Origin of the sequence: Streptomyces pinistramenti (genome assembly GCF_020564935.1) — a bacterium.
GTDB lineage: Bacteria > Actinomycetota > Actinomycetes > Streptomycetales > Streptomycetaceae > Streptomyces > Streptomyces pinistramenti.
The window spans coordinates 42,888-62,133 of sequence record NZ_JAJCXB010000038.1; the positions used below are offsets into that span (position 1 = coordinate 42,888).

Annotated in this window: 16 protein-coding genes and 1 tRNA gene; 6 read left to right on the forward strand and 11 right to left on the reverse strand. The window is 73.9% G+C overall.

Annotation, left to right across the window (positions count from 1 at the left end; all coding sequences use genetic code 11):
• Window positions 1-75: 75 nt before the first annotated feature.
• Window positions 76-1,041, reverse strand: a complete 966-nt coding sequence (locus LIU39_RS23530; RefSeq protein WP_227048844.1) for a D-2-hydroxyacid dehydrogenase — start codon at window positions 1,039-1,041, stop codon at window positions 76-78.
• A gap of 207 nt (window positions 1,042-1,248) precedes the next feature.
• Between LIU39_RS23530 and LIU39_RS23535 the strand changes: the two genes are divergently transcribed.
• From LIU39_RS23535 to LIU39_RS23545, 3 genes are all read left to right on the forward strand, one after another.
• Window positions 1,249-2,145 carry a maleate cis-trans isomerase family protein gene (locus LIU39_RS23535; protein WP_227048845.1) on the forward strand — a complete coding sequence of 299 codons (897 nt, stop codon included), beginning with the start codon at window positions 1,249-1,251 and terminating at the stop codon, window positions 2,143-2,145.
• Between the two features lie 124 nt (window positions 2,146-2,269).
• A complete protein-coding gene (locus LIU39_RS23540) occupies window positions 2,270-3,001 on the forward strand; it encodes a maleate cis-trans isomerase family protein (protein ID WP_227048846.1) in 732 nt (243 codons plus the stop codon).
• Between the two features lie 140 nt (window positions 3,002-3,141).
• A complete protein-coding gene (locus LIU39_RS23545) occupies window positions 3,142-4,257 on the forward strand; it encodes an LLM class flavin-dependent oxidoreductase (protein ID WP_227048847.1) in 1,116 nt (371 codons plus the stop codon).
• Between the two features lie 99 nt (window positions 4,258-4,356).
• Here LIU39_RS23545 and LIU39_RS23550 read toward each other — a convergent pair whose 3' ends face one another.
• Window positions 4,357-6,201, reverse strand: coding sequence for a putative bifunctional diguanylate cyclase/phosphodiesterase (locus LIU39_RS23550; protein WP_372464024.1), 1,845 nt, complete (start codon window positions 6,199-6,201; stop codon window positions 4,357-4,359).
• A gap of 361 nt (window positions 6,202-6,562) precedes the next feature.
• On the opposite strand from LIU39_RS23550, the gene LIU39_RS23555 reads away from it, so the two are divergent.
• Window positions 6,563-7,804, forward strand: a complete 1,242-nt coding sequence (locus LIU39_RS23555) for a M6 family metalloprotease domain-containing protein (RefSeq protein ID WP_227048849.1) — start codon at window positions 6,563-6,565, stop codon at window positions 7,802-7,804.
• Window positions 7,805-7,861: 57 nt separating this feature from the next.
• Here the strand turns inward: LIU39_RS23555 and LIU39_RS23560 are convergent.
• The 7 genes from LIU39_RS23560 to LIU39_RS23590 all read right to left on the reverse strand — a co-directional run bounded on the left by LIU39_RS23560 (window position 7,862) and on the right by LIU39_RS23590 (window position 14,382).
• Window positions 7,862-7,935 (reverse strand) — tRNA-Lys (locus LIU39_RS23560).
• A gap of 68 nt (window positions 7,936-8,003) precedes the next feature.
• Window positions 8,004-8,714: a bifunctional DNA primase/polymerase gene (locus tag LIU39_RS23565; protein ID WP_505016424.1), complete on the reverse strand. Its 711-nt coding sequence runs from the start codon at window positions 8,712-8,714 to the stop codon at window positions 8,004-8,006.
• A 129-nt stretch (window positions 8,715-8,843) separates the two neighbouring features.
• Window positions 8,844-9,227 (reverse strand): DUF8844 domain-containing protein, encoded by a 384-nt coding sequence (locus LIU39_RS23570; protein WP_227048851.1) that lies wholly within the window; start codon window positions 9,225-9,227, stop codon window positions 8,844-8,846.
• Window positions 9,228-9,313: 86 nt separating this feature from the next.
• Complete coding sequence (locus LIU39_RS23575; RefSeq protein WP_227048852.1) at window positions 9,314-10,696, reverse strand: AAA domain-containing protein; 1,383 nt, start codon at window positions 10,694-10,696, stop codon at window positions 9,314-9,316.
• Entirely contained in the window at window positions 10,693-12,237 is a 1,545-nt protein-coding gene (locus LIU39_RS23580) for a hypothetical protein (RefSeq protein ID WP_227048853.1), read from the reverse strand. Before LIU39_RS23580 ends, LIU39_RS23575 begins: the two co-directional genes overlap by 4 nt.
• Complete coding sequence (locus LIU39_RS23585) at window positions 12,228-13,526, reverse strand: hypothetical protein (RefSeq protein WP_308409408.1); 1,299 nt, start codon at window positions 13,524-13,526, stop codon at window positions 12,228-12,230. Before LIU39_RS23585 ends, LIU39_RS23580 begins: the two co-directional genes overlap by 10 nt.
• The gene (locus tag LIU39_RS23590) at window positions 13,435-14,382 is read right to left on the reverse strand and encodes a phosphatase PAP2 family protein (RefSeq protein WP_227048854.1); all 948 of its coding nucleotides are present in this window, start codon (window positions 14,380-14,382) and stop codon (window positions 13,435-13,437) included. Before LIU39_RS23590 ends, LIU39_RS23585 begins: the two co-directional genes overlap by 92 nt.
• A 300-nt stretch (window positions 14,383-14,682) precedes the next feature.
• Between LIU39_RS23590 and LIU39_RS23595 the strand changes: the two genes are divergently transcribed.
• Window positions 14,683-15,276 carry a histidine phosphatase family protein gene (locus tag LIU39_RS23595; RefSeq protein ID WP_227048855.1) on the forward strand — a complete coding sequence of 198 codons (594 nt, stop codon included), beginning with the start codon at window positions 14,683-14,685 and terminating at the stop codon, window positions 15,274-15,276.
• A gap of 43 nt (window positions 15,277-15,319) precedes the next feature.
• On the opposite strand, the gene LIU39_RS23600 is transcribed toward LIU39_RS23595, so the two are convergent.
• Window positions 15,320-16,726 (reverse strand): NsdA family TPR-like regulatory protein, encoded by a 1,407-nt coding sequence (locus LIU39_RS23600; RefSeq protein ID WP_227048856.1) that lies wholly within the window; start codon window positions 16,724-16,726, stop codon window positions 15,320-15,322.
• A 248-nt stretch (window positions 16,727-16,974) separates the two neighbouring features.
• On the opposite strand from LIU39_RS23600, the gene LIU39_RS23605 reads away from it, so the two are divergent.
• Entirely contained in the window at window positions 16,975-17,397 is a 423-nt protein-coding gene (locus LIU39_RS23605; protein ID WP_227048857.1) for a hypothetical protein, read from the forward strand.
• A gap of 73 nt (window positions 17,398-17,470) precedes the next feature.
• On the opposite strand, the gene LIU39_RS23610 is transcribed toward LIU39_RS23605, so the two are convergent.
• The gene (locus LIU39_RS23610) at window positions 17,471-18,766 is read right to left on the reverse strand and encodes an NAD(P)-binding domain-containing protein (RefSeq protein ID WP_227048858.1); all 1,296 of its coding nucleotides are present in this window, start codon (window positions 18,764-18,766) and stop codon (window positions 17,471-17,473) included.
• Window positions 18,767-19,246 lie beyond the last annotated feature (480 nt).

Below are 19,246 nucleotides of genomic sequence, written 5' to 3' on the forward strand. Positions count from 1 at the left end.
CCCCGAGGCGGGGCGGCGGCCGGGTGCGGGGCTAGCGGTGGGGACGGGGCGGGGAGGGGGGAGGCGCCGGAGCGGCTATCGCACCGGGACGTAACCGAGCCGCTTGTCGACGAGATTGCGCAGCGGTTCGCCGGCCGACCACCGGTCGAAATTGTCCTGGAACTGCTCGGCGAGCGCGTCCCGCCAGCCCAGGGTGTCACCGCTCATGTGCGGCGAGACGATCAGGTGCGGCACGTCCCACAGCGGGCTGTCGGACGCCAGCGGCTCCTCCTCGAAGACGTCCAGCGCGGCCGCCGCGATCCGCCACTCGCGCAGCGCGGCGATCAACGCGTCCTCGACCACCAGCGGGCCGCGCCCGACGTTGATGAAGCGGGTCTGCGGCCGCATCAGGGCGAACGCCCGCCGGTCGAAGAGGCCGCGGGTGGCGTCGGTCAGCGGCGCCGCGCACACCACCCAGTCCGCCTGGCCCAGCAGCGGATGCAGCGCGTCGGACGCGTACACCGTGCCGAACTCCGGATCGCCGGTCCGCTCCCTGCGGCCCACCAGATCGACGTGGACACCCAGTGCCATGAGCGTGCTGCCGATGGCCCGGCCGATCGGGCCCGAACCCACCACGACGGCCCGGCTGCCGGCCAGCCGCAGCGTCTCGCGGTGCCGCCAGCGCCGCTGCCGCTGGAGCTCCCAACTTCCGTAGAAATCTTTGGCCATGGCCAGGACGAGGCCGGCGACGTATTCGGCGATCGGCTGCTCGAAGACGCCGCGGGCATTGGTCACGAGGGTGTCGTCGGCGATCAGCGCGGGGCACAGCAGCCGGTCCACGCCGGCGCTAGCGGTGTGGACCCAGCGGGGGTGCGGGCCCTGTTCCGGCCACGCCTTGCGGATCGCGTCGGAAGTGAAATCCCAGGCCAACAGCACGTCGGCGGAAGGGAGTAGGTCCGCGAGAGTGGTCTCGTCGGCGTGGATCACCCGGGCCCGGCCGGTGAGCCGGTCCAGCTTCGGCGGCGGGTCAGAACCTAGGACAAGGACGGTGTTTTCGGACATGGGCCTGCAACCGTTCTGAAACGTGAGTCCCCTTTACTGAAGGGGGCGCCGACAGATGCCTGAGATGCGAGGATTGACCACGCTAAGAAGTCGTATCTACCGTGTCAACAACGGCTCTGTTCCGACGTCCCGGCTTATACCGGCTGCTCCAAAACCCCCCTGGTCATGGCCTGGCCAATCCAGCCCTTCGTTCTTCTAGGGGCCTTCATGGACGTCTCATTTCTCGGTGGCCCACAGCCCCAGCTCGGCGTGGGTGTCGTAGCGCCCTTCGACTTCGCACTCGACCGCGAGCTGTGGCGCTGGGTGCCCGACGACGTGTCCCTCCACCTCACCCGTACTCCTTTCGTGCCCGTCGAGGTCAGCCTCGACCTGGCCCGTCTGGTCAGCGAGCACGAAACGCTGCGCTCCGCCGTGCAGGCGCTGTGCGCGGTGTCCCCGCAGGTCATCTCCTATGCCTGCACTTCCGGCAGCTTCGTCGGAGGAATGGCGGGCGAGCGGGCCATGACGACCGCCATGGCCCAGGCGGGGGAGGTCCCCTCCCTCACCACATCGGGCGCGCTCATCGAAGCGCTGCACGAGATCGGCGCGTGGCGCATTGCCGTGGTGACGCCCTACACGAAATCGGTCACCGACTCTCTGGAGGACTTCCTCGGCGAGGCCGGTGTCACGGTCACCGGCCGCGCCTACCTCGGGCTGACCCGGCACATCTGGAAAGTGCCGTACCGCGACGTCGTCGACATGGCCCGAGCGGCCGTGGTGGGCGCAGCCGACGCACTGTTCATCAGCTGCACGAACCTGCCGACCTACGACGTCATCCCGCAGCTGGAGGCCGAGCTGCGGATGCCGGTGCTGTCCGCCAACCAGGTCACGATGTGGGCCGCCCTGCGGGCCATCGGCGCCCAAGCGGTAGGCCCCTACCAGGCACTGCTGGATCCGGTGGCGCGGAGCGGTCCCGCCGCGATGTCCGGATCCGACGTGCCGCCCGATCGGCGCCCGGCGGGCACGCCCGAAGCCGCCTTCGCGGGCCCGCCGCTCGCCCCCGAGACCGACCCGGGCGAGACCGGCGAACCACCGGACGAACTCAGGCCGAAGCCGCCGGTCTGAGCAGCCGGTGCCCGGCGACCGCCGGGCACCACCCGGCGGCACCCCCGGCGCGGCCGGTCCCCGCACTTCGCGGGCGGCGGCCGCGCCTCCTGTACCCGCATCCGTACGCGCAAGGGAGAGCTGCATGGCATCGGTTGGCTTCCTCTACCCCGGCCACTCCGCCGAGGACGACTATCCCCGGCTCGCTTCGTTGCTCGGGGGCGGCATCCGGCTGCCGCTGGTGCACACCGACATCGGCGAGGACGCCCACCGGGTGGACGCGCTGCTGGAGATGGGCTCGGCGGCCCGGCTCGCCGCCGGGGTGGCCGAGCTGAAGGAGCGCGGCGCCGAAGCCGTCGTCTGGGCCTGTACGAGCGCCAGCTTCGTCTTCGGCTGGGAAGGCGCCCACGAACAGGTCCGCGAGCTGTCGGTGGCCGCCCAGCTGCCCGCGTCCAGCACCTCCTTCGCCTTCGCGCACGCCGTCCGTGCGCTCGGCGCCCGTCGCGTCGCGATTGCCGCCACCTATCCGGCCGACGTGGCCGACCACTTCCACGCCTTTCTGAAATCCGCCGGCACGGAGGTCGTCTCGACCCGCGGCAGCGGCATCATCACGGCCGCCGAGGTCGGCACCTGGGGCCGGGACGAGGTGCTGGCACTGGCCAGGGCGGGCGACCATCCCGACGCCGAAGCGGTACTGCTGCCGGACACCGCCCTGCACACCGCCGCCCACCTGCCGGCCCTCGAAGCCGAGCTGGGCAAGCCGGTGCTCACCGCCAATCAGGTCACCGTCTGGGAGGGCCTGCGCCTCCTCGACCGCCCGCTCGCCCGCCCCGCCCTCGGCACCCTTTTCGCCCGCAGCGCGCCGCAGGAGCTGTAGGGCGTGTCCGGTGGGTCGCCGTGGCGTCGCGGCCACCCACCGGACGCATCCTGGCGCATCCCGTACGACCGCACGGGAATAACCGGAGAACTGCTCCGGTTATCCTTCCCGCAGACCAGCGACGCGAGGAGGATCCGCCCGTGAGCGGCACCAACGACGAGATCCGGGACACCGGTGATGAGATCCGTGGCGCGGCCAGGGGCACCGCGCCGGTCCCCCTGTCCGTACTCGACCTGGTGACGGTCGGCGCGGGCAACACCGCGGCCGATGCCGTACGGACCGCCGTCGGCATCGCCCGTACGGCCGAACGCCGCGGCTTCCACCGGTACTGGGTCGCCGAGCACCACTCCATGCCCGGCGTCGCGTCCTCCTCGCCCGCCGTGCTGCTGGCCCACCTCGCCGCGCACACCGCGTCCATCCGGCTCGGCTCCGGCGGCGTCATGCTGCCCAACCACGCGCCGCTGGTCATCGCCGAGCAGTTCGGCACCCTGGAGGCGATGGCCCCGGGCCGCGTCGACCTCGGACTCGGGCGGGCCCCTGGCACCGACGGCGCCACCGCCGCGGCCCTGCGCCGCACCGAGCGACTGCACGAGGGCGCGGACGACTTCCCCCAGCAGCTCGCCGAGTTGACCCGCTTCCTGGACGACAGCTTCCCCGACGGGCATCCGTACGCGCGCATCCACGCGGTGCCGGGACCGGTCCAGGCCACCTCGCCCGGCGGCGTGCAGTCGCCGCACCGGCCGCCGCTGTGGCTGCTCGGCTCCTCCGGCTTCAGCGCCCGCCTGGCCGGTTCGCTCGGCCTGCCGTTCGCCTTCGCGCACCACTTCTCGGCCGCCAACACCGTCCCCGCGCTCGACCTCTACCGTGCCTCGTTCCGCCCGTCGGACGTGCTGTCCGAGCCGTACGCCCTGATCGGTGTCGCCGCGCTGGCCGCCGACGACGAGCGGGAGGCCCGCCGGCAGGTGATGACCGGCGCGCTGTCCATGCTCCGGCTGCGCACCGGCCAGCCCGGCCTGGTGCCGAGCCCGGATGAGGCGGCGGCGTACCCGTTCAGCGCGCCGGAACGGGACTTCGTCGACAACTGGCTCGGCAACGTCATCCACGGCACTCCGGACACCGTCAGGCAGGGCCTGGACGACCTCGCGAAGCGGACCGGCGCCGACGAGCTGATGATCACCGCCAATGCGCACGGCGGCCCCGAACGGCTGCGCTCCTACGAACTGATCGCCGACGCCTACGGCCTGCCGCAGGGCTGACCGCCGGCTTTCGGGGCGATCCGCGTGCGGGCCGCGGCGGGCGCGGGGAGGCGCCGGCCGCGACCCGTACGCGGGCCGCCCCGAAGGACTGTGGGCGGGTCAGCCGGCGGTGCGGCCGCCGGCGTCGAGCAGCGCGTCGATCCGCTCGGGCGGCACCGGCCGGGAGTAGAGCCAGCCCTGGCCGGTGTCGCAGCCGATCCGCCGCAGCCGCGCCGCCTGTTCGGCGCTCTCCACGCACTCCGCGGTGACCGTCAGGCCGAGCCGGTGCGCCAGCGCGACCAGCGCCTCCACGATCGTTTCGTCCGCCGGGTTGGGATGCTCCTGCGAGCGGAATCCGCGGACGAAGGAACCGTCGAGCTTGAGGACCGAGACGGGGAGGCGGCTGAGGTAGGCGAGGTTGGAGTAGCCGGTCCCGAAGTCGTCGATGGCGATCCGCACGCCCATGTCGCTGAGCGCTTGGAGGGCCTGCAGCGGGCGCCCGGCGGAGCCCATCACCGCCGACTCGGTCAGCTCCAGCTGGAGCAGCTCGGGCGGCAGCCCGGTCGCGGCGAGGATGCCGGCCACGTCCGCGACCAGATCGGAGTCCCACACCTGGCGTACGGCGACGTTGACGCTGACGAACAGCGGCCGGGCACCGGGCCGCTCCAGCTGCCAGGAACGGGCCTGCCGGCACGCCTGTTCCAGCACCCAGCGGCCCAGTTCGACGATCGCGCCGTTCTCCTCGGCCAGCGCGATGAACCGATTCGGCGACAGCATCCCGAACTGCGGATGCCGCCAGCGCACCAGCGCCTCGACGCCCTCGGCGCGGCCGTCGTCCAGGCCGACCAGCGGCTGGTACTCCAGGGTGAACTCGCCGCGGTCGACGGCCGGCCGCAGGGTGCTGGAGAGCGCCTGCCGGGTCATCCGGTGGGCGTTGCGCTCCGGGTCGAACAGCGTCCAGCGGGCCTTGCCGTCCTCCTTGGCCCAGTACAGCGTGGTGTCCGCGGCCTGCATCAGGCCGGTGGCGGTCGTGCCGGCCGCGGCCCGCTCCACGACGCCGATGCTCGCCGACACCGAAAGCCGCTGCCCCGCCAGGTCGAACGGCCGCTGCAGCGCGTCGAGCGTGCACTGGGCCAGCTCGGACAGCTGGTCGGTTCCCGTCGAGTCCTCCACCAGGAGGGCGAATTCGTCCCCGCCCAGCCGGGCCACCAGATGGCCGCGGCCGGCCCCCAGGCCGCGGTCCGCCGCGCGCTCGGCGCAGTGGGTCAGCCGCTGCGCCACCGCACTCAGCAGCCGGTCACCCACGCGGTGCCCCAGTGTGTCGTTGACGGCCTTGAACCCGTCGAGGTCCAGGTAGCAGAGGCCGATGCGGCCGGTGCCCGTCGGCGCGACCGAGGCCGATTCCAGTGCCGATGACAGTCGCTCGAAGAACAGCGCGCGGTTGGGCAGCCGGGTGACCGGGTCGTGCATCTGAAGGTGCCGCAGCCGGGCGAGCAGGTCGTGCCGGTCGCTGCTGTCGGCGACGGACAGCAGCAGCCGCTCGCCGCCGGGCAGCGGCTCGACGCTGATCTCCACCCAAAGGGTGTGCCCCGAGGGGTGCTTGAGGCGGCGGGTGCAGCGCAGCCGGTCGCTGCGGCCGCTCAGCACCTCGCGGTAGGTGGCCCGCACCCGCGGGTCGGAGCCGAGGTCGGCGAGGTCGGCCGCGGGGGCCGCGATGAGTCGTCCGGGGTCGGTGCCGAGGAGTTCACCGAAGGCGGGATTGGCGGTGAGGATCCGTCCCTCGCGGTCGAGTACGGCCATCGGGAGGCGGGCGGCGTGGAAGGCGGTGCGGTAGTCGCCGAACGAGGCGGCCGGGCTCTCGTGGGCCGGTTCGGGGACGTCGCGGGCGCCGGTGGCCTCGCGGGCGACGGCCTGCAGGTCGGCGCATACTCCGGATTCTTTGGTCGTACCGTTACGCTCCGTCACGGAGGGCAGTGTCGCTCCGGGCGTGCGGCCCGTCCTGTCGGGGTGTCCGCTCACTGCTCGCTCCCGCATGGCGCATGTCTCGTGATGGAGGGGGGATCTCGCGCTGGAAAGTGTGGCGATCATAGAGGCTGCCGCAGCGGCCGATCCAGCGACACTGCCGTGATCATCGGCACGTGTGACGGAAGTTCGGCCAATTCTGCTCGCGTCTGTTCGCGCACATTGCCCCAATGGTCGATTGTTACGTTCTGTTACGTTCCGGCGGCGACGCGCCGCTCACTCCGCTGGCTCTTGAAACATGACGAATAGCGTTAAATCACCACAGGGTGGGTGAGGTGTTCCCCTTCCTTCCCTGGAGGCTGATGTGCCGTCCGCCCGGACACCCGACGGGGTGGACCACCGACGACTGCGACGCCTCGCCGCCGTCGTCACCTCCCTGAGCGCACTGATAGCGACCTCGATCGTGGCCGGTCCGGCCACCGCATCCGAAGCCACCCTCTCGTGTGCCCTGGGGCGCACCGACGCGCACCATTCCGAAGGCGTCGACACCTGGAACGACGCCTACCCCCGCCCCCGCGGCACGCTCGACGCGGTGATGATCTTCCTCTCCTTCCCGGACTCCCGGCCCGTCACCGACGTCGGCGAACTCTCCCGGGACTACTTCCCGGAGACCTCCCGCTTCTTCGACCGCGCCTCCTACGGCAAGTTCCGGCTGCGCCCGCACGTCCACAAGAAGTGGATCCGGATGCCGCACCCCTCCAGCAGTTACGGCATACAGCGGGACTGGGTGGACGGCAAGCGTTCGGCCTACCTCCGTGACGCGGTCGCCGCCGCTGACCCCTCCATCGACTTCAGCCGCTACGACATCGTCTACTTCGTCGCGGACCCCGATGCGCCGGGAGTCGACTCGGACGCCACCAAGGTCGTCAACCTCGAACAGCCGATGCGGGCGGACAACGCGGACCTGCGGCGGTTCGTCACCGTCTTCGAGCAGAGCCCGCCGGACCGCAACGTCCTCGCCCACGAGACCGGGCACGTCTTCGACCTGCCGGACCTCTATCACCGGCCGCAGGACAACAAGGGCAACTGGGACACCTACGTCGGCGACTGGGACCTCATGGGCAGCCAGTTCGGCCTGGCTCCCGACCCCTTCGGCTGGCACAAGTGGAAGCTCGGCTGGCTGACCGACAAGCAGATCGACTGTGCCGGGCTGACCCGGCACGCCCTGCACACCCTGCGGCCGCTGTCCGCGCCCATGGAGCCCGGCGACGAGCGTCGGCCACGGCTCCTGGTGGTCCGTACCGGCCCCGGCAGCGCACTGGTCATGGAGGTCCGCGACGCGAGCGGCAATGACAGATCGGTGTGCCGCGAGGGCCTCCTCGTCTACCGCGTACGCAATGAGACCGCGTCCGGCTCAGGGCCCGTGCAGGTCATCGACGGACACCCGGGCACCTCCGCCTGCCGCGGCACGTCCGTCCACCCGCCGCTCGCCGATGCGCCGCTGGGCGTGGGGGAGAGCCTGCGCGACCGCGAGGACGGGGTGCGCGTGGAGGTCACAGGACGTACGGCGGCGGGGGACTGGACGGTCAAGCTGACCCGCGGCTGACCGGCGCTGACGGATACGACGAAGGCCCCCACCGGAGTGGGGGCCTTCGTCTGTCTGTGCGCCGCCAGGGACTCGAACCCCGGACCCGCTGATTAAGAGTCAGCTGCTCTAACCAACTGAGCTAGCGGCGCCTGCTGACGGGGAAAACCTTAGCACCCGGATCGGGGAGGGCGAAAATCGATCCGGGGCTGCGGAGGCTTCAGCGGGAGGTCAGGGCGGTGACCGGGTGTCCCGGGGACCGGTGGCCGACGGCGCCGGCCGGTTCCGCCGTGGCCTGGGCGCCCACCGCGTCCGCGGAGCCGGTCTCCGCGCGGGCGGCGCGTACGCAGGCCCAGAGCAGGACGTCGGGCCCCGGCAGCCACGGGGAGCGGACGTCGGGCGCCACCAGCCAGCGGGCGGCGGGCGGCGTCGTGTCGGCTCCGTGGCCGTGGCAGGGGTGCAGCGGCGGGATGGTCACCGCGTCGCCGCTGCCGTGGCACAGCAGCGGCGGCACCGCCCGTACCCACTCCTCCCAGCCGAGGAGCGCGGGCAGCCGGTGGGCGGTGCCGGGGGCGGCGAAGAGCAGGATCCTGCCGTGGTGGGTGGCCACCGGGCCCGAGCCGGGACCGTCGGTCCACAGGCGGTCGACCATCCGGCGTCCGAAGAGGGCCGGGGCGTTGATCACGTCGAAGGCGGTGCCGCAGGGCAGCACGCTCGGAGCGGTCGGCCGCTGCGCCCACAGCGTGTGCAGGCTGTGAGGATGCGGGCTGGCGGAGGCGAGCCAGTCGGCTCCGGCGAGCGTGACGTAGGAGGCGGTCGGGAAAGGCGGGGATAACGGGATACGGGAAGGTTCGGGCAGCCGGTCGCTCATGGGAACAGGTCTACCGAGCCGCGGGGGACTGCCACCGGAGGTTGGCGGAAAACGGGACACTACGGGTCGGTAAGGAGTATGTTCCCTCCCCGCATATGCCAACGGCCCATGGTCGAGGACCACGGGCCGCCGGTACGTGCGGAACGGGAGCGGGCGCGGCCGGGCCTGAACTGGGCGGCCCGACGCCGGTCAGTCCCCGCCGTCCGGACGCGAGCCGCCGTCCCGCATCAGCGTCCGGCCGAACTCGACCATCTTGCGGGCGTAGTCCTCGGTCCACTCCGCGCGCTCGGCGAGCGCCGAGAGCGGCAGCCGGTCGAAGCGCTTGGGGTCGGCGAGCTGGGCGGCGGCCAGCGCCTGGTACTCCGTCGCACGGTCGGCCGCGGCGCGGAAGGCCAGGGCCAGCTCGGTGGAGCGGCCGAGCAGTTCCCGCGGGTCCTCCATCGACTCCAGGTCGAAGAAGTGCTCGGGATCCGCCGTCGCCTCGGGCGGCTCGAAGAGCAGGGGCGCGGGCTTCAGGCGCCGGGGAGCGGGTGCCGTACCGCGTGGGTCGGGAGCCGGTCGCGGCTCGGACATGAACGTACCTCCAGGGTCGAGTGCCGCATTCCATTGTCCCGCGCCGCGCAAGAGGGCCCCATGGCGTACCCGCGCAGGCACTCGGGTCAGCCGCGCCAGGGCACCCGGTGCTCCGCGAGGTGCGAGAGCACGGCGTGGTGGGCCTCCCAGCCGTCCGGGAACTTGACCGTGACGCCCAGCCGTACCGGCTCCGTCGACGGGTGCTCGTCGAGCAGCTCGGCGACACCGGCCCGGCACACCACGACGCAGGCGTGACGGTGGCGGGAGGCGAGCACGCACAGCCGGCCGGTCTCCAGGTGGAACGCGGTGGCGTCGGGCCGGCCCGAGAGCGGGTGCAGCACGACCGTGACGTCGAACTCGCGGCCCTGGAGGCGGTTGGCGGTATCCACGGCGACGCCGGTCACGCCCAGCCCTGCGAGCGCGGTACGGACCGCGGCCGCCTGGTCGCGGTGGGCGGTGCCGACCGCGATCCGGTCCGCGGTGAGCGGCTCGGGATCCGGGCCGCGCTCGCTGGTGGCCGCGCCGCCGCGGTCCAGCAGCCGGCGCACCACCTGCGCCACCGCGCCGACGGCTTCCGGGTCCGTGCGCGGGGTGTGCCGGGCGGGCAGCTCCAGCAGGCCCCAGCCGGACTCGGCGGCCTCGTCCAGGACGCGGTCCACACCGGAGCCGTCACCCGGAACGCCGAACGCGAGCCGGCGGTCGCCGTGCTCCGTGCCGCTGCGGAACCGGGTGAAGGGGTAGAACGCGTCGGAGACCAGCCGGGCGGCCGAAGCGGGCAGCCGCCAGGAGACCGGCAGGCGGTGCTGCGGCAGATCGGGATTGTGCGCCAGCAGGGTGGACACCGCGCTCGATGACGGGTCGTAGGAAAGCCCTGCCCACTGCTCGGCGCCGACCACGCTGAACGGGTCCAGCTGGCCCGGGTCGCCGACGAACAGCGCCCGCTCGAAGAGGCCGGCGACGGACAGCAGTGCGTCGGAGCGCATTTGGTACGCCTCGTCCACGATGGCGTGCCGCCACGGCTCGTCGACCTTGGTGTAGGCCCACTTCGCGGCGGTGGACACGACGACGTCCATCCCCGCCAGGTCGGCGATCTTCGTGGACGTACGGACCTCGGGCAGCTCGGCGAGCGCCGGGTCGAAGGAACCGGCCTCGCTGCTGTGCAGCCGGCCGACGGGCAGCGCGGGGTCCTTCTCGGCGAGCCGCAGCACCAGGTCGTCGACCTGCGCGTTGGTCTGTGCGACGACCATCAACGGGCGGCCCGCAGCGGCGAGTTCGCGGGCCGCGCGGACCACGAGGGTGGACTTCCCGGCGCCCGGAGGCGAGTCCACGACCACGCCGGGCCGGGGGCTGTGCAGGGTGTCCTGAAGGATTTCGGCGGTCGCCCGTGCCGCTGCCGCCGCCGGGCCGGACGGCTCCGCGCCGCCTGCTTGCCGGGGCTTCTTCGTGCCGTGGTGCGGGGGGCGGGTCACAGGAAGTCCTCCGCGGTCATCGGGTCGGGCGCGTCGCCGGACGGCTCGGTGGCGGGCGGGCCGCCGTGTGTCCAGGGGGTGTCCTCGGGCTCGGGACGCTCGGGGCCGCCGCGCGGAGCGTGCTCGAACAGGGTCCAGCACACGGCCTCGCCCGGCTCCGGGACCGAACCGGGCTCCGGCACCTTGCCGCGCCCCATGCCGCCGGTGAGACGCACCGTCAGGCTGCCCGATGCCGGGTCGTCGTACGCCACGAACGCGGCGGGCTGGGTCTTTCCGCCGGGCAGCGGGCGATGGACCTTGGCTCCTTCGGAGAGCTGCGGCCGGTCGTCCGTGCGCAGGGTGACCAGCGGGCGGGGCATCGGCCGCGCGCCCTCGGAGTAGGCCATCCCGACGCCGGTGACCGTGCCCGCGAACGCCTCGCCCGCCAGCCGGCGGGCCGCCATCACCAGCGGGTCGTCCAGGGCCTCCTGGGCGTCGAGCTGGGTCTGAGCGGCCTCCCGGGAGGACAGTTTCCGGGCCGCGGTGACCGCGTCGTCCCGCTTGGGCTGCGGGGGCTCGCCCGCGCGCACCCGGTCGCGGTGCGCGGTGTACGACCAGCGGTCACGCTTCCAGCGGTCGGCGACCCGGGCGCCGGGCGGCAGGGCGCGCAGCAGGTCGTTGCCCTGCCAGACGGCGTCCCACGTCGGCCGGAGCTGTCCCTCGACGAGCCGGCGCAGCTCCTCGTGGGCGCCCGGCAGTGCGGCGTCGTAACGGGCCATGGCCGGGGCGAGCAGGCGGTTGTCGAACGCCGGGTCGGTGGCGGGGCCCGCGGGCGGGCACAGCAGCTGGCCTTCGGCGTCCCGCGCGGACTCCGCACGCTCGGCGGCCGCCCGTCCCGACACGCCGGGGGGCGGGTCGATCCAGGACAGCAGGGCGCCCAGGTGCTGGTCCTCCAGCGCGCTCTGGCCGGTGGCCCAATGACGGGTCAGCAGGCCCGTCATGGAGAGCAGCAGACAGGATCCCGGCACCTGGGCACGCTCACCGAAATGAGTGAACCAGCGTCCCAGCAGCGGCACATGGGGCGGCGCGGGATACGGCGTCTCCGGATCCTGCTCGGCCGTCCGCCGGAACCGCATCGACCGTCCCATCAGCCGGACGAATTCGATGCCCGCCCCGCTCGGGACGATCAACTGCGGGGCGTCCGCGCACAGTTCGACCTGCACCGGGACCTTCTTGCCGGTCTCCGGGTCGGTCTCCTTGCGCTCCTCCCACTCGATGCCGTCGGCGAAGCCGTCGACGTACGGCAGTACGGCATCGGCCAGCTCGGCCAGGAAGGCGAACCGCAGGTCACGGTCGCGCGGCTGCGGCACGGCCAGCAGCAGCGGTTTCTCCCGGTCCGTGCCGACCAGGGCGCCCAGGGGCGCGCCGGCCTCGCCCGATGTGGTCAACGGCACGAAGACCAGCGGGTGTTCGGACAGGTGGCGGTGCCGGACCGTGGCCAGCGGGCGGGCCGCTCCGGCGGCCGCCGCCTCCATCCGGGCCAGCGTCTCGATCAGCGGCATCCCGGCTCCTGTCGTCCGTGCGCCGCGCCGGCGCCGTCGGTATCGCGCACCGGGCCCGCCGCCGGCCCGCCCGCCACGGGGGCGGCGGCCAGCGCCTCGGCACGGAGTGCCGCCGCCCGGCGCAGGGCGGCCGCCGCGGGGTCTTCGGGGGCGCCGCCGGGGGACGGGGTGCACGGGGCGGCCGCGGTGAGCACCTCGCCGATCGTGTGCAGCGCGCCCAACTCGCCCCGCACGCTGCGCCCCAGCGACTCCACCGCGCCGTCCTCGCGGGAGCGCTTGCGGCAGTGGAAGGCCAGCTCGCAGGCGGCCAGGCACTCCGGTGCGTAGGCCGCGCCGACCGACTCGACGGCCGCGGCGAGTTCTTCGGCGGGGCGGGTCGCGGTCGTCCCGTCGTCGGCGAGCCGCAGGTCGAAGGTGGTCCGTGGCGGCAGGGCGGCGGCGATGTCCTCGATGCGGGTGAGCCGGGCCAGCTGCCGCCTGGTGGTGGCGAGTTGCTTGCGGATGTCGACGGCGGCCGCCGTCGGGAGGTTGGAGAAGTCCTTGGGACACACCAGCAGGACGCGGTCGCGGACCTCGGCCGGGCGCCCGGTCCCGGCCGCGACGTGCCCGGCGACCTTCTCCAGGGCGAGGACGTAGACGGCCGCCTGGCGTGCCGCCGCGCCCACCTTGGCGGCGTCCGCCACGCCGTCGATCATCGGGAAGGACTTGATCTCCACGACCGTCCAGCCGCCGTCCGGATGCACCACCACCGCGTCCGGCTCCACGTAGGCGGGCGATCCGGCCACCTCGACGGCGAGCATCGGGTGGTCGAGCAGCGTCCAGCCGCCGTCCGCCGTCGCCTCCCGCAGCGCCAGCGCCGTACGGGCCGCGCGGCCCTCGGGGCCGGCCGCCGACAGGTCGGGAACGGCGACTTCGCCGTCCCCGGGAGCCGGGGTGCCGGGCCGCAGGCGGTCGTGCAGCAGACGCAGCAGGCCGGCGCCGCCGTCGGCCTTGACCCGCGCCTCGAAGCTGTTGCCCCGGGCGAGGGCGAACCGGGACTGGCCGTAGCTCGCGGGCGAGCCGAGCGCCTGGGCGAGCGCGGTCTTGTCGACCCCCGCGCCGTCCAGCAGCGCGCGGCGCCGGCAGCCGGGGTTGGACGCCAGCGCGGCCAGCGCGCGGGCATCCAGCGCACGCGGCCGTATCCCGGGTCCGCGCAGCTCAGTGAGCCGCTGCCGCAGGCTCGGTTTCGGCGCCGGCTGCTCCGTCTGCGGAGCGGCCGCCGCGGGTCGGCTGTCGCGGGAAACGTTCACCTGCGGAAGTCTCGCATCCGGCACTGACATCGCCGCCCTGCACCCGCCCGCGGTAGGCGTCGCCGGGCGGCCCGCCGTGCGCTCCGGCGCCCGCCGCGCGAGCGCGGAGAGCGTCCGTGCGCCGCAGGAAGGGCCGGGCGAGCAGCGCCCCCACGCCCATGACGGCGGCCCCGGCCAGCACGTCCAGCAGGTAGTGGTTGGCGGTGCCCATCACCACCAGGGCGATGGCCACCGGGTAGGCGGCGGCCAGGGTCCTCGCCACCCGGGACGGCGCCAGCCGCCACACGGCCGCCCCGCACCACAGCGCCCAGCCCACATGGAGGCTCGGCATCGCCGCGTACTGGTTCGTGAGCCCGCCCAGGCCACGCGGCGCGCTCGCCTCGCCGCCCCACCAGCCGCGGTCGGCGTACTGGGCCATGGAGTCCGTGAAGCCGTGCCCGGCGTCCAGGAGGCGGGGCGGGGCGGTCGGGAAGAGCGTGAAACCGGCCAGCCCTATCAGGGTGGCGATCAGCAGGCCGCTGCGCAGGATCCGGTAGTCCTCCGGCCGGCGGCGCCACAGCCAGACGAGGACCGCGGGGGTGACCAGGTAGTGCAGCGCCGCGTAGGCGAACGCGGCCGGGATGCCCAGGGCCGGTGTCGTGGTGAACAGCCGGTTGAGCGCGGACTCCGGGGTGAGCCGCAGGGCTCGTTCCAGGCGGAGCAGGGCGGTGCCGTTCCCGGTGGCGGTGTGCACATCGCCACGGGCCAGCAGCCGGCCGGCCGTGTACGCCAGGTAGACGGCGGCGAGCAGCGGGAGTTCGGCCCACCACCGGGGACGGCCGCCGCCTGCCGCCGTGCGGCGCGCTGCGCTGAGCATCACGAACTGCCTTCTTCACTCGTGCCGTGGGCGCCCCCGCGCCGTGCCGCCGGCGATCCCGGCGACCGTCCACCATACGCTGTATGACGCAGGCTTCCGGACGGGGCCCCGGTGCCGCCGGGCGTCCGGCCACGGCCCGACCGGACACCGTCAGGGCAGGTCAGCGGGCCCGCCCCCGGCACCGGCGGATCGGCAGGTGCGCGATGATGGAAGTCCCGCGGGCCGCACAGGCCCAGCGCAGCGTCTGCGCCGCCCGCACCGAGCGACGAACAGCCGAGACATCGGTGAGAGGTACGGCCCATGGCAGCGCGCATACTCCTGGCCCGGCACGGACAGACGGAGTGGTCCCTTTCCGGCAAGCACACCGGCCGCACGGACATTCCGCTCCTGGACGAGGGCCGCCGCGGTGCCGAACTGCTGGGCGAACGGCTGCACCGCACCCCGTGGAACGGCCTGCCGGACGTCGAGGTGCGCACCAGCCCGCTGATCCGCGCCAAGGAGACCTGCGAACTGGCCGGCTTCGGCGACCGCGCGCAGGACTGGGACGACCTGATGGAGGTCGACTACGGCGCCTACGAGGGCCTGACCCCGGCCGAGATCAAGCGGGACCGGCCGGGCTGGCTGATCTGGCGCGACGGCGTCCCCGAGGGCGAGACGCTCGCCGAGGTCGCCGAGCGGGCCGACCGGGTCGTGCAGTGGGCGCGCTCGGCCGACCGCGATGTGCTGGTCTTCGCGCACGGCCACATCCTGCGCTCCCTGGGAGCCCGCTGGCTGGGCATGGACCTCTCCTTCGGCGCCCGCATCCGCCTGGAGCCGACCTCGCTCTCGGTACTCGGCTGGGCCTACGGCGAGCCGGCGATCGAGCGCTGGAACGACACCGGGCACCTCGGCTGACCCGGAACGGCCCGCCCGCCCCGGCCTCCACGGGCCCGGCCTCTCAGACGCCGTTCCCCCACGCCACGGGCAGCGCCGCGTACCGGTCGAGGAAGGCGGCGACCTCGGGGGCGGCGCGGCGCGGCCGCAGGACGCGGGCCGTCCCGTCGAGCATCGCGCGGATCCGGGCGGACCTGACCTGCCCCAGCAGGTGCAGCGCCCGTGTCCCCGCGGCCGCGGCCTCCTCGGGTGCGCCGCCCGCCGCCAGGTCGCCGGCCAACTCCGCGGTGAACAGGGCGATGTTGCGGGTGAAGTGGGGATTCTGGAGCGCCACCGCCCGGCGGGCGTGCTCGGCCGCGCGCCCCCCCTCGCCCAGAGCCGACCAGCACTGCGCCTCCAGGCCCTCCAGTTCGGCCTCGCCGTAGAAGGACATCCACTCCGGATCCGGGTCGGCGGGGCCGCGCCCGAAGAGGCGCTGGGCGCGCAGCAGCGCCTGCTGGCAGCCGGAGCGGTCGGCCAGCAGCGCGCAGCCGCCGGCCTCACGCAGCGCCAGCAGCGACAGCAGCCGGGGCGAGGCGAGCCGCCGGGCGGCCTGCTGCGCGGCCTGCGCGGCCCGTACCGCCTCGCGCGGGCGTCCGGCGTCCCGGGCGAGGAAGGCGGTGTTGCAGAACGCGTGCGCCTCCAGTGCACGGTCACTGCAGATCCTGGCGGTGGCCAGCGCCTCGGCGTAGTACGAGCGGGCGTCGTCGAACCGGCCCGAGTCGTGCGCCAACCAGCCGACGGAGATGGCGAGTTCACCGGCCCCCGCGTGCAGTCTGTCGGACACCGAACGGCGCTGCGCACCGGCATCCAGCAAGGCGTAGGCGGACTGGAGCGGCGCCGCCGCCCGGCGGTAGAGGCCCTCCGCGCCGTGCCGGTCATCCAGCAGCCGGATCTGCCGGACCGCTTCCTCGACGGCGGCGGCTTCGGCGGCGCCGGCCCGGCTGCCGGGCGACGGCCGTGGTGCGGGCACGGCCCAGGCACGGGGCGGCTGGGCGGCGATGCCCAGGGCGGCCGTCGGGCCGCCGGTGATGAACGCGCGACGCAGCACGTCGCTCTCCTCGCAGGTCCGGACACGGGTATCGCGGTGGTGGGGTTCGGCTGCCAGGGGCGCGGCGCCTGCCGCCGTACGCGCACCCCGTCCGCGTACCGTCTCGCGCGGCGCGAAGCCCATGTCGGAGAGTGTCAGGCCGGGGAACATGTGCCGGAACACCCGCTCGTAGGCGTAGTTCGGGCACCGGATCGCCCCGGCCTCGACGCGGCCCACGTACCGGGCGTCGCACGAGACCTGCTCGCCGATGTCACGGGCGGCCCGCCGGACCGCCGCCGCGAACTCGCCCGGTGACAGCTCGCCGCGCAGCTGTCTGAAGGCGGTGTTCGGGCGGGCGGGGACAGTGCGGGACGACGCTGAATTCGCTGCTGGCGACGCCATGGCGGACCCTCTCCGTGCCCTCTTCGTGGCGGTGCCGCGTCCTGGCGGTGCGGCGGGACGACCGTACCGGCTGTGACGGTTCGGGTACAGAGAGTTTGGCTACAAACCGGATATCTCACGCACGATCCGCCATGAAGTGCCATCCTTTGCGGCGGTCCGGCGCGTAGCCGTTGACGGGCCGCGGCCGTTGGACACGGGGTAACGGTGCGGCGTGTGCATGAGGAGGGGTTCCCGTGTGGGATACCGGCGTGAGCAGAGGCGTGAGCGGGTTCGCGGAGCCGGGTGCGCCGCCGGAACCGGCGCAGCCCTGTGACCTCGTCACGGTGCCCGCACGGCAGGGTCTGGAGGCGGTCGACATCCTGCGGCTGCGTGACGGCGTGGGGCCCGTCCTGCACGACGGCGGCTGCGACACCCTCGGCTTCCTGGTGCCCCCGGGGACGGCCGACGGCTGGGACGTCCCGGGCAGCGCGTGTACCCAGACGTACGGGTGCGGGGTCGAACCGGGCGCCGCGTACGGAAGCGAAGGGGCGCTGCCGGAGCCGCCGGTGACCGGGACCGGCTGGCTGGTGCCGCCGGACGGCGCGTACGCCGCCGCCACCGACCCGGCGGTGCTGCGCAAGGCGCTCGGCGAGGCGGCCCGCACGATCGAGGCCGTCGACCGCTGCCGCTGAGAGCCACTGCATGAACCCGACGGGGCCGCCCGGACAGCCGGACGGCCCTGGTGTGTGTCGGGGTGACGGGGTGTCAGTGGGTGGGCTGCCGTGCCTCGTCGGACGAGGGGTTCTCGGGGGCGGCCGCCGGGGGTGGTGTGACCGGGCGGGGGAGGGCGGGGGCGGCGACCGGCCGGCCGTCCAGGCGGCGGCGCACGCCGCGCACCAGCCGGCCCGCGGTGAAGGTCGCGCCGTACACGAAGCGCATCGCGGGGCCGAACGACGGAGCGGTCAGCAGGCCGGCGAAGAACAGTCCGGGCCACGACGATTCGAAGCTGCCGGTCAGTTCGGGTGCCCGCCCTGCGCCCACCGTCCGCAGCGCGTCGCGCACCCGCGGGTCGAGCAGCCGCAGCCGCCGCAGGTCAGGGGCGAAGCCGGTGGCCGCCACCACGTGCTCGGTCTCCACGACCGACGACCGGCCGTCCGCGCCCGCCAGTTGGAGCCGTACGGTGTCGTCCCCGGCGACCGCGGCCCGGATGCGGTGCCCGAACAGGACCGGCACGGCCGTCTCGAAGCGGTCCCGCAGCCACCAGGTGCCGGCCGGGCTCGACACGGTGGCCGCGAGGTGATCACGGACGGCGGCGGGCAGCCGGCGTACCGCCCACGGCAGCTCCGCCCAGGCCCAGTTCGGCCAGCCGGTGCCCAGGCCGCAGTGCGGATCGCGCAGCGTGCGCAGCGGACCGCGGTGCAGCGGCTGCGGCGGGCGGTCCCAGCGCAGCCGGCCGGCTCGGGCCACGACCCGGGGTCGCGCGCCCTGTTCGGCCAGCAGCGCCGCGGTCTCCAGGGCCGACTGCCCCGAGCCGATGACGGTGACGTCCCGGCCGGCGAAACCGGACAGGTCGTGGTGGTCGCTGCTGTGCGAGGCGAGCGCGGCGGGCAGTTGGTGCAGCGGCTCGGGGCGGTGGACGAACGGCAGCCCGCCGACCGCCAGGGCGACGGCGCGGGCCCGCAGGCTCTCGCCGCCCGCCGTCTCCACCCGGAACCCGCCGAAGTCGGGCCGTACCGCGGTCACCGTCACCTCGTCGACCGGTGGCACCGCGTGCTCGCCGAACCACCTGCCGTACGCGGTGAAGGTGCCGACCGGCAGCGGGACGCCGTGCTGCACGGTGACGTCGTGGGCCGCGCAGTAGGCGGCCAGGGTGTGGTCGCCCGCCGGGTCGGACAGGTTGGACGACCAGGGCTCGGACGTGAGGAACATGCCGGCCGGCATGTGGTCCCGCCAGGAGGCCATCGTGCGGCCCAGCACCCGCAGGCGCAGGCCGGAGGCCGCCGCGTGCGCGGCGATCGAGAGTCCGTAGGGGCCGGCGCCCACCACCACGAGGTCGTACATGGAATCTCCCTGCGCTTTCTTGTCGGCTGCGTGTCCGTGTGCGCGCGTCGTGCACCCGCCGGGCCGGGTTTTCCGGGGAATTCGAAGTCCCCAATACGTGGCTCTGTGAGGCGAGTTCGGCCTTGTCCGTGAGAACGCTCGGGCGGTCATTCCGGCGTCGGTCATTCCTGTCCGGCCGGGTGATCCGGTTGCGCCCGGAGCCCCGGAAAGAAAAGGCGTTCCGGACACGGCCGACGGTGTATGCGAACCGGAACCCCTGCCCGGGAACCGTACGCCGCAACGGCCCGCATGCCCCGCCGCCCGCCTGATTTCCGTCTCCGGCTTCTCTCCGTCAAAACAGGAGAGAACTCTGGCAGAACGTATACGGAAAGGGTGGTCGGCACGCCGGATGCCGGCCGGGGTTCGGTTCGGGGGAGAGGGAGATTTCGCTGGGTGTCCGGCGGTGTCTTCCAGAAGGACGAACGTTTCTCCCGGAAGAGG

Bases quoted from the DNA above. Each gene is read 5' to 3' on its own strand.
- LIU39_RS23580 (WP_227048853.1), bottom strand. From the start codon at position 12,237: ATGCCGCTGATCGAGACGCTGGCCCGGATGGAGGCGGCGGCCGCCGGA.
- LIU39_RS23570 (WP_227048851.1), bottom strand. From the start codon at position 9,227: ATGTCCGAGCCGCGACCGGCTCCCGACCCACGCGGTACGGCACCCGCT.
- LIU39_RS23600 (WP_227048856.1), bottom strand. From the start codon at position 16,726: ATGGCGTCGCCAGCAGCGAATTCAGCGTCGTCCCGCACTGTCCCCGCC.
- LIU39_RS23590 (WP_227048854.1), bottom strand. From the start codon at position 14,382: ATGCTCAGCGCAGCGCGCCGCACGGCGGCAGGCGGCGGCCGTCCCCGG.
- LIU39_RS23595 (WP_227048855.1), top strand. From the start codon at position 14,683: ATGGCAGCGCGCATACTCCTGGCCCGGCACGGACAGACGGAGTGGTCC.
- LIU39_RS23530 (WP_227048844.1), bottom strand. From the start codon at position 1,041: ATGTCCGAAAACACCGTCCTTGTCCTAGGTTCTGACCCGCCGCCGAAG.
- LIU39_RS23535 (WP_227048845.1), top strand. From the start codon at position 1,249: ATGGACGTCTCATTTCTCGGTGGCCCACAGCCCCAGCTCGGCGTGGGT.
- LIU39_RS23610 (WP_227048858.1), bottom strand. From the start codon at position 18,766: ATGTACGACCTCGTGGTGGTGGGCGCCGGCCCCTACGGACTCTCGATC.
- LIU39_RS23540 (WP_227048846.1), top strand. From the start codon at position 2,270: ATGGCATCGGTTGGCTTCCTCTACCCCGGCCACTCCGCCGAGGACGAC.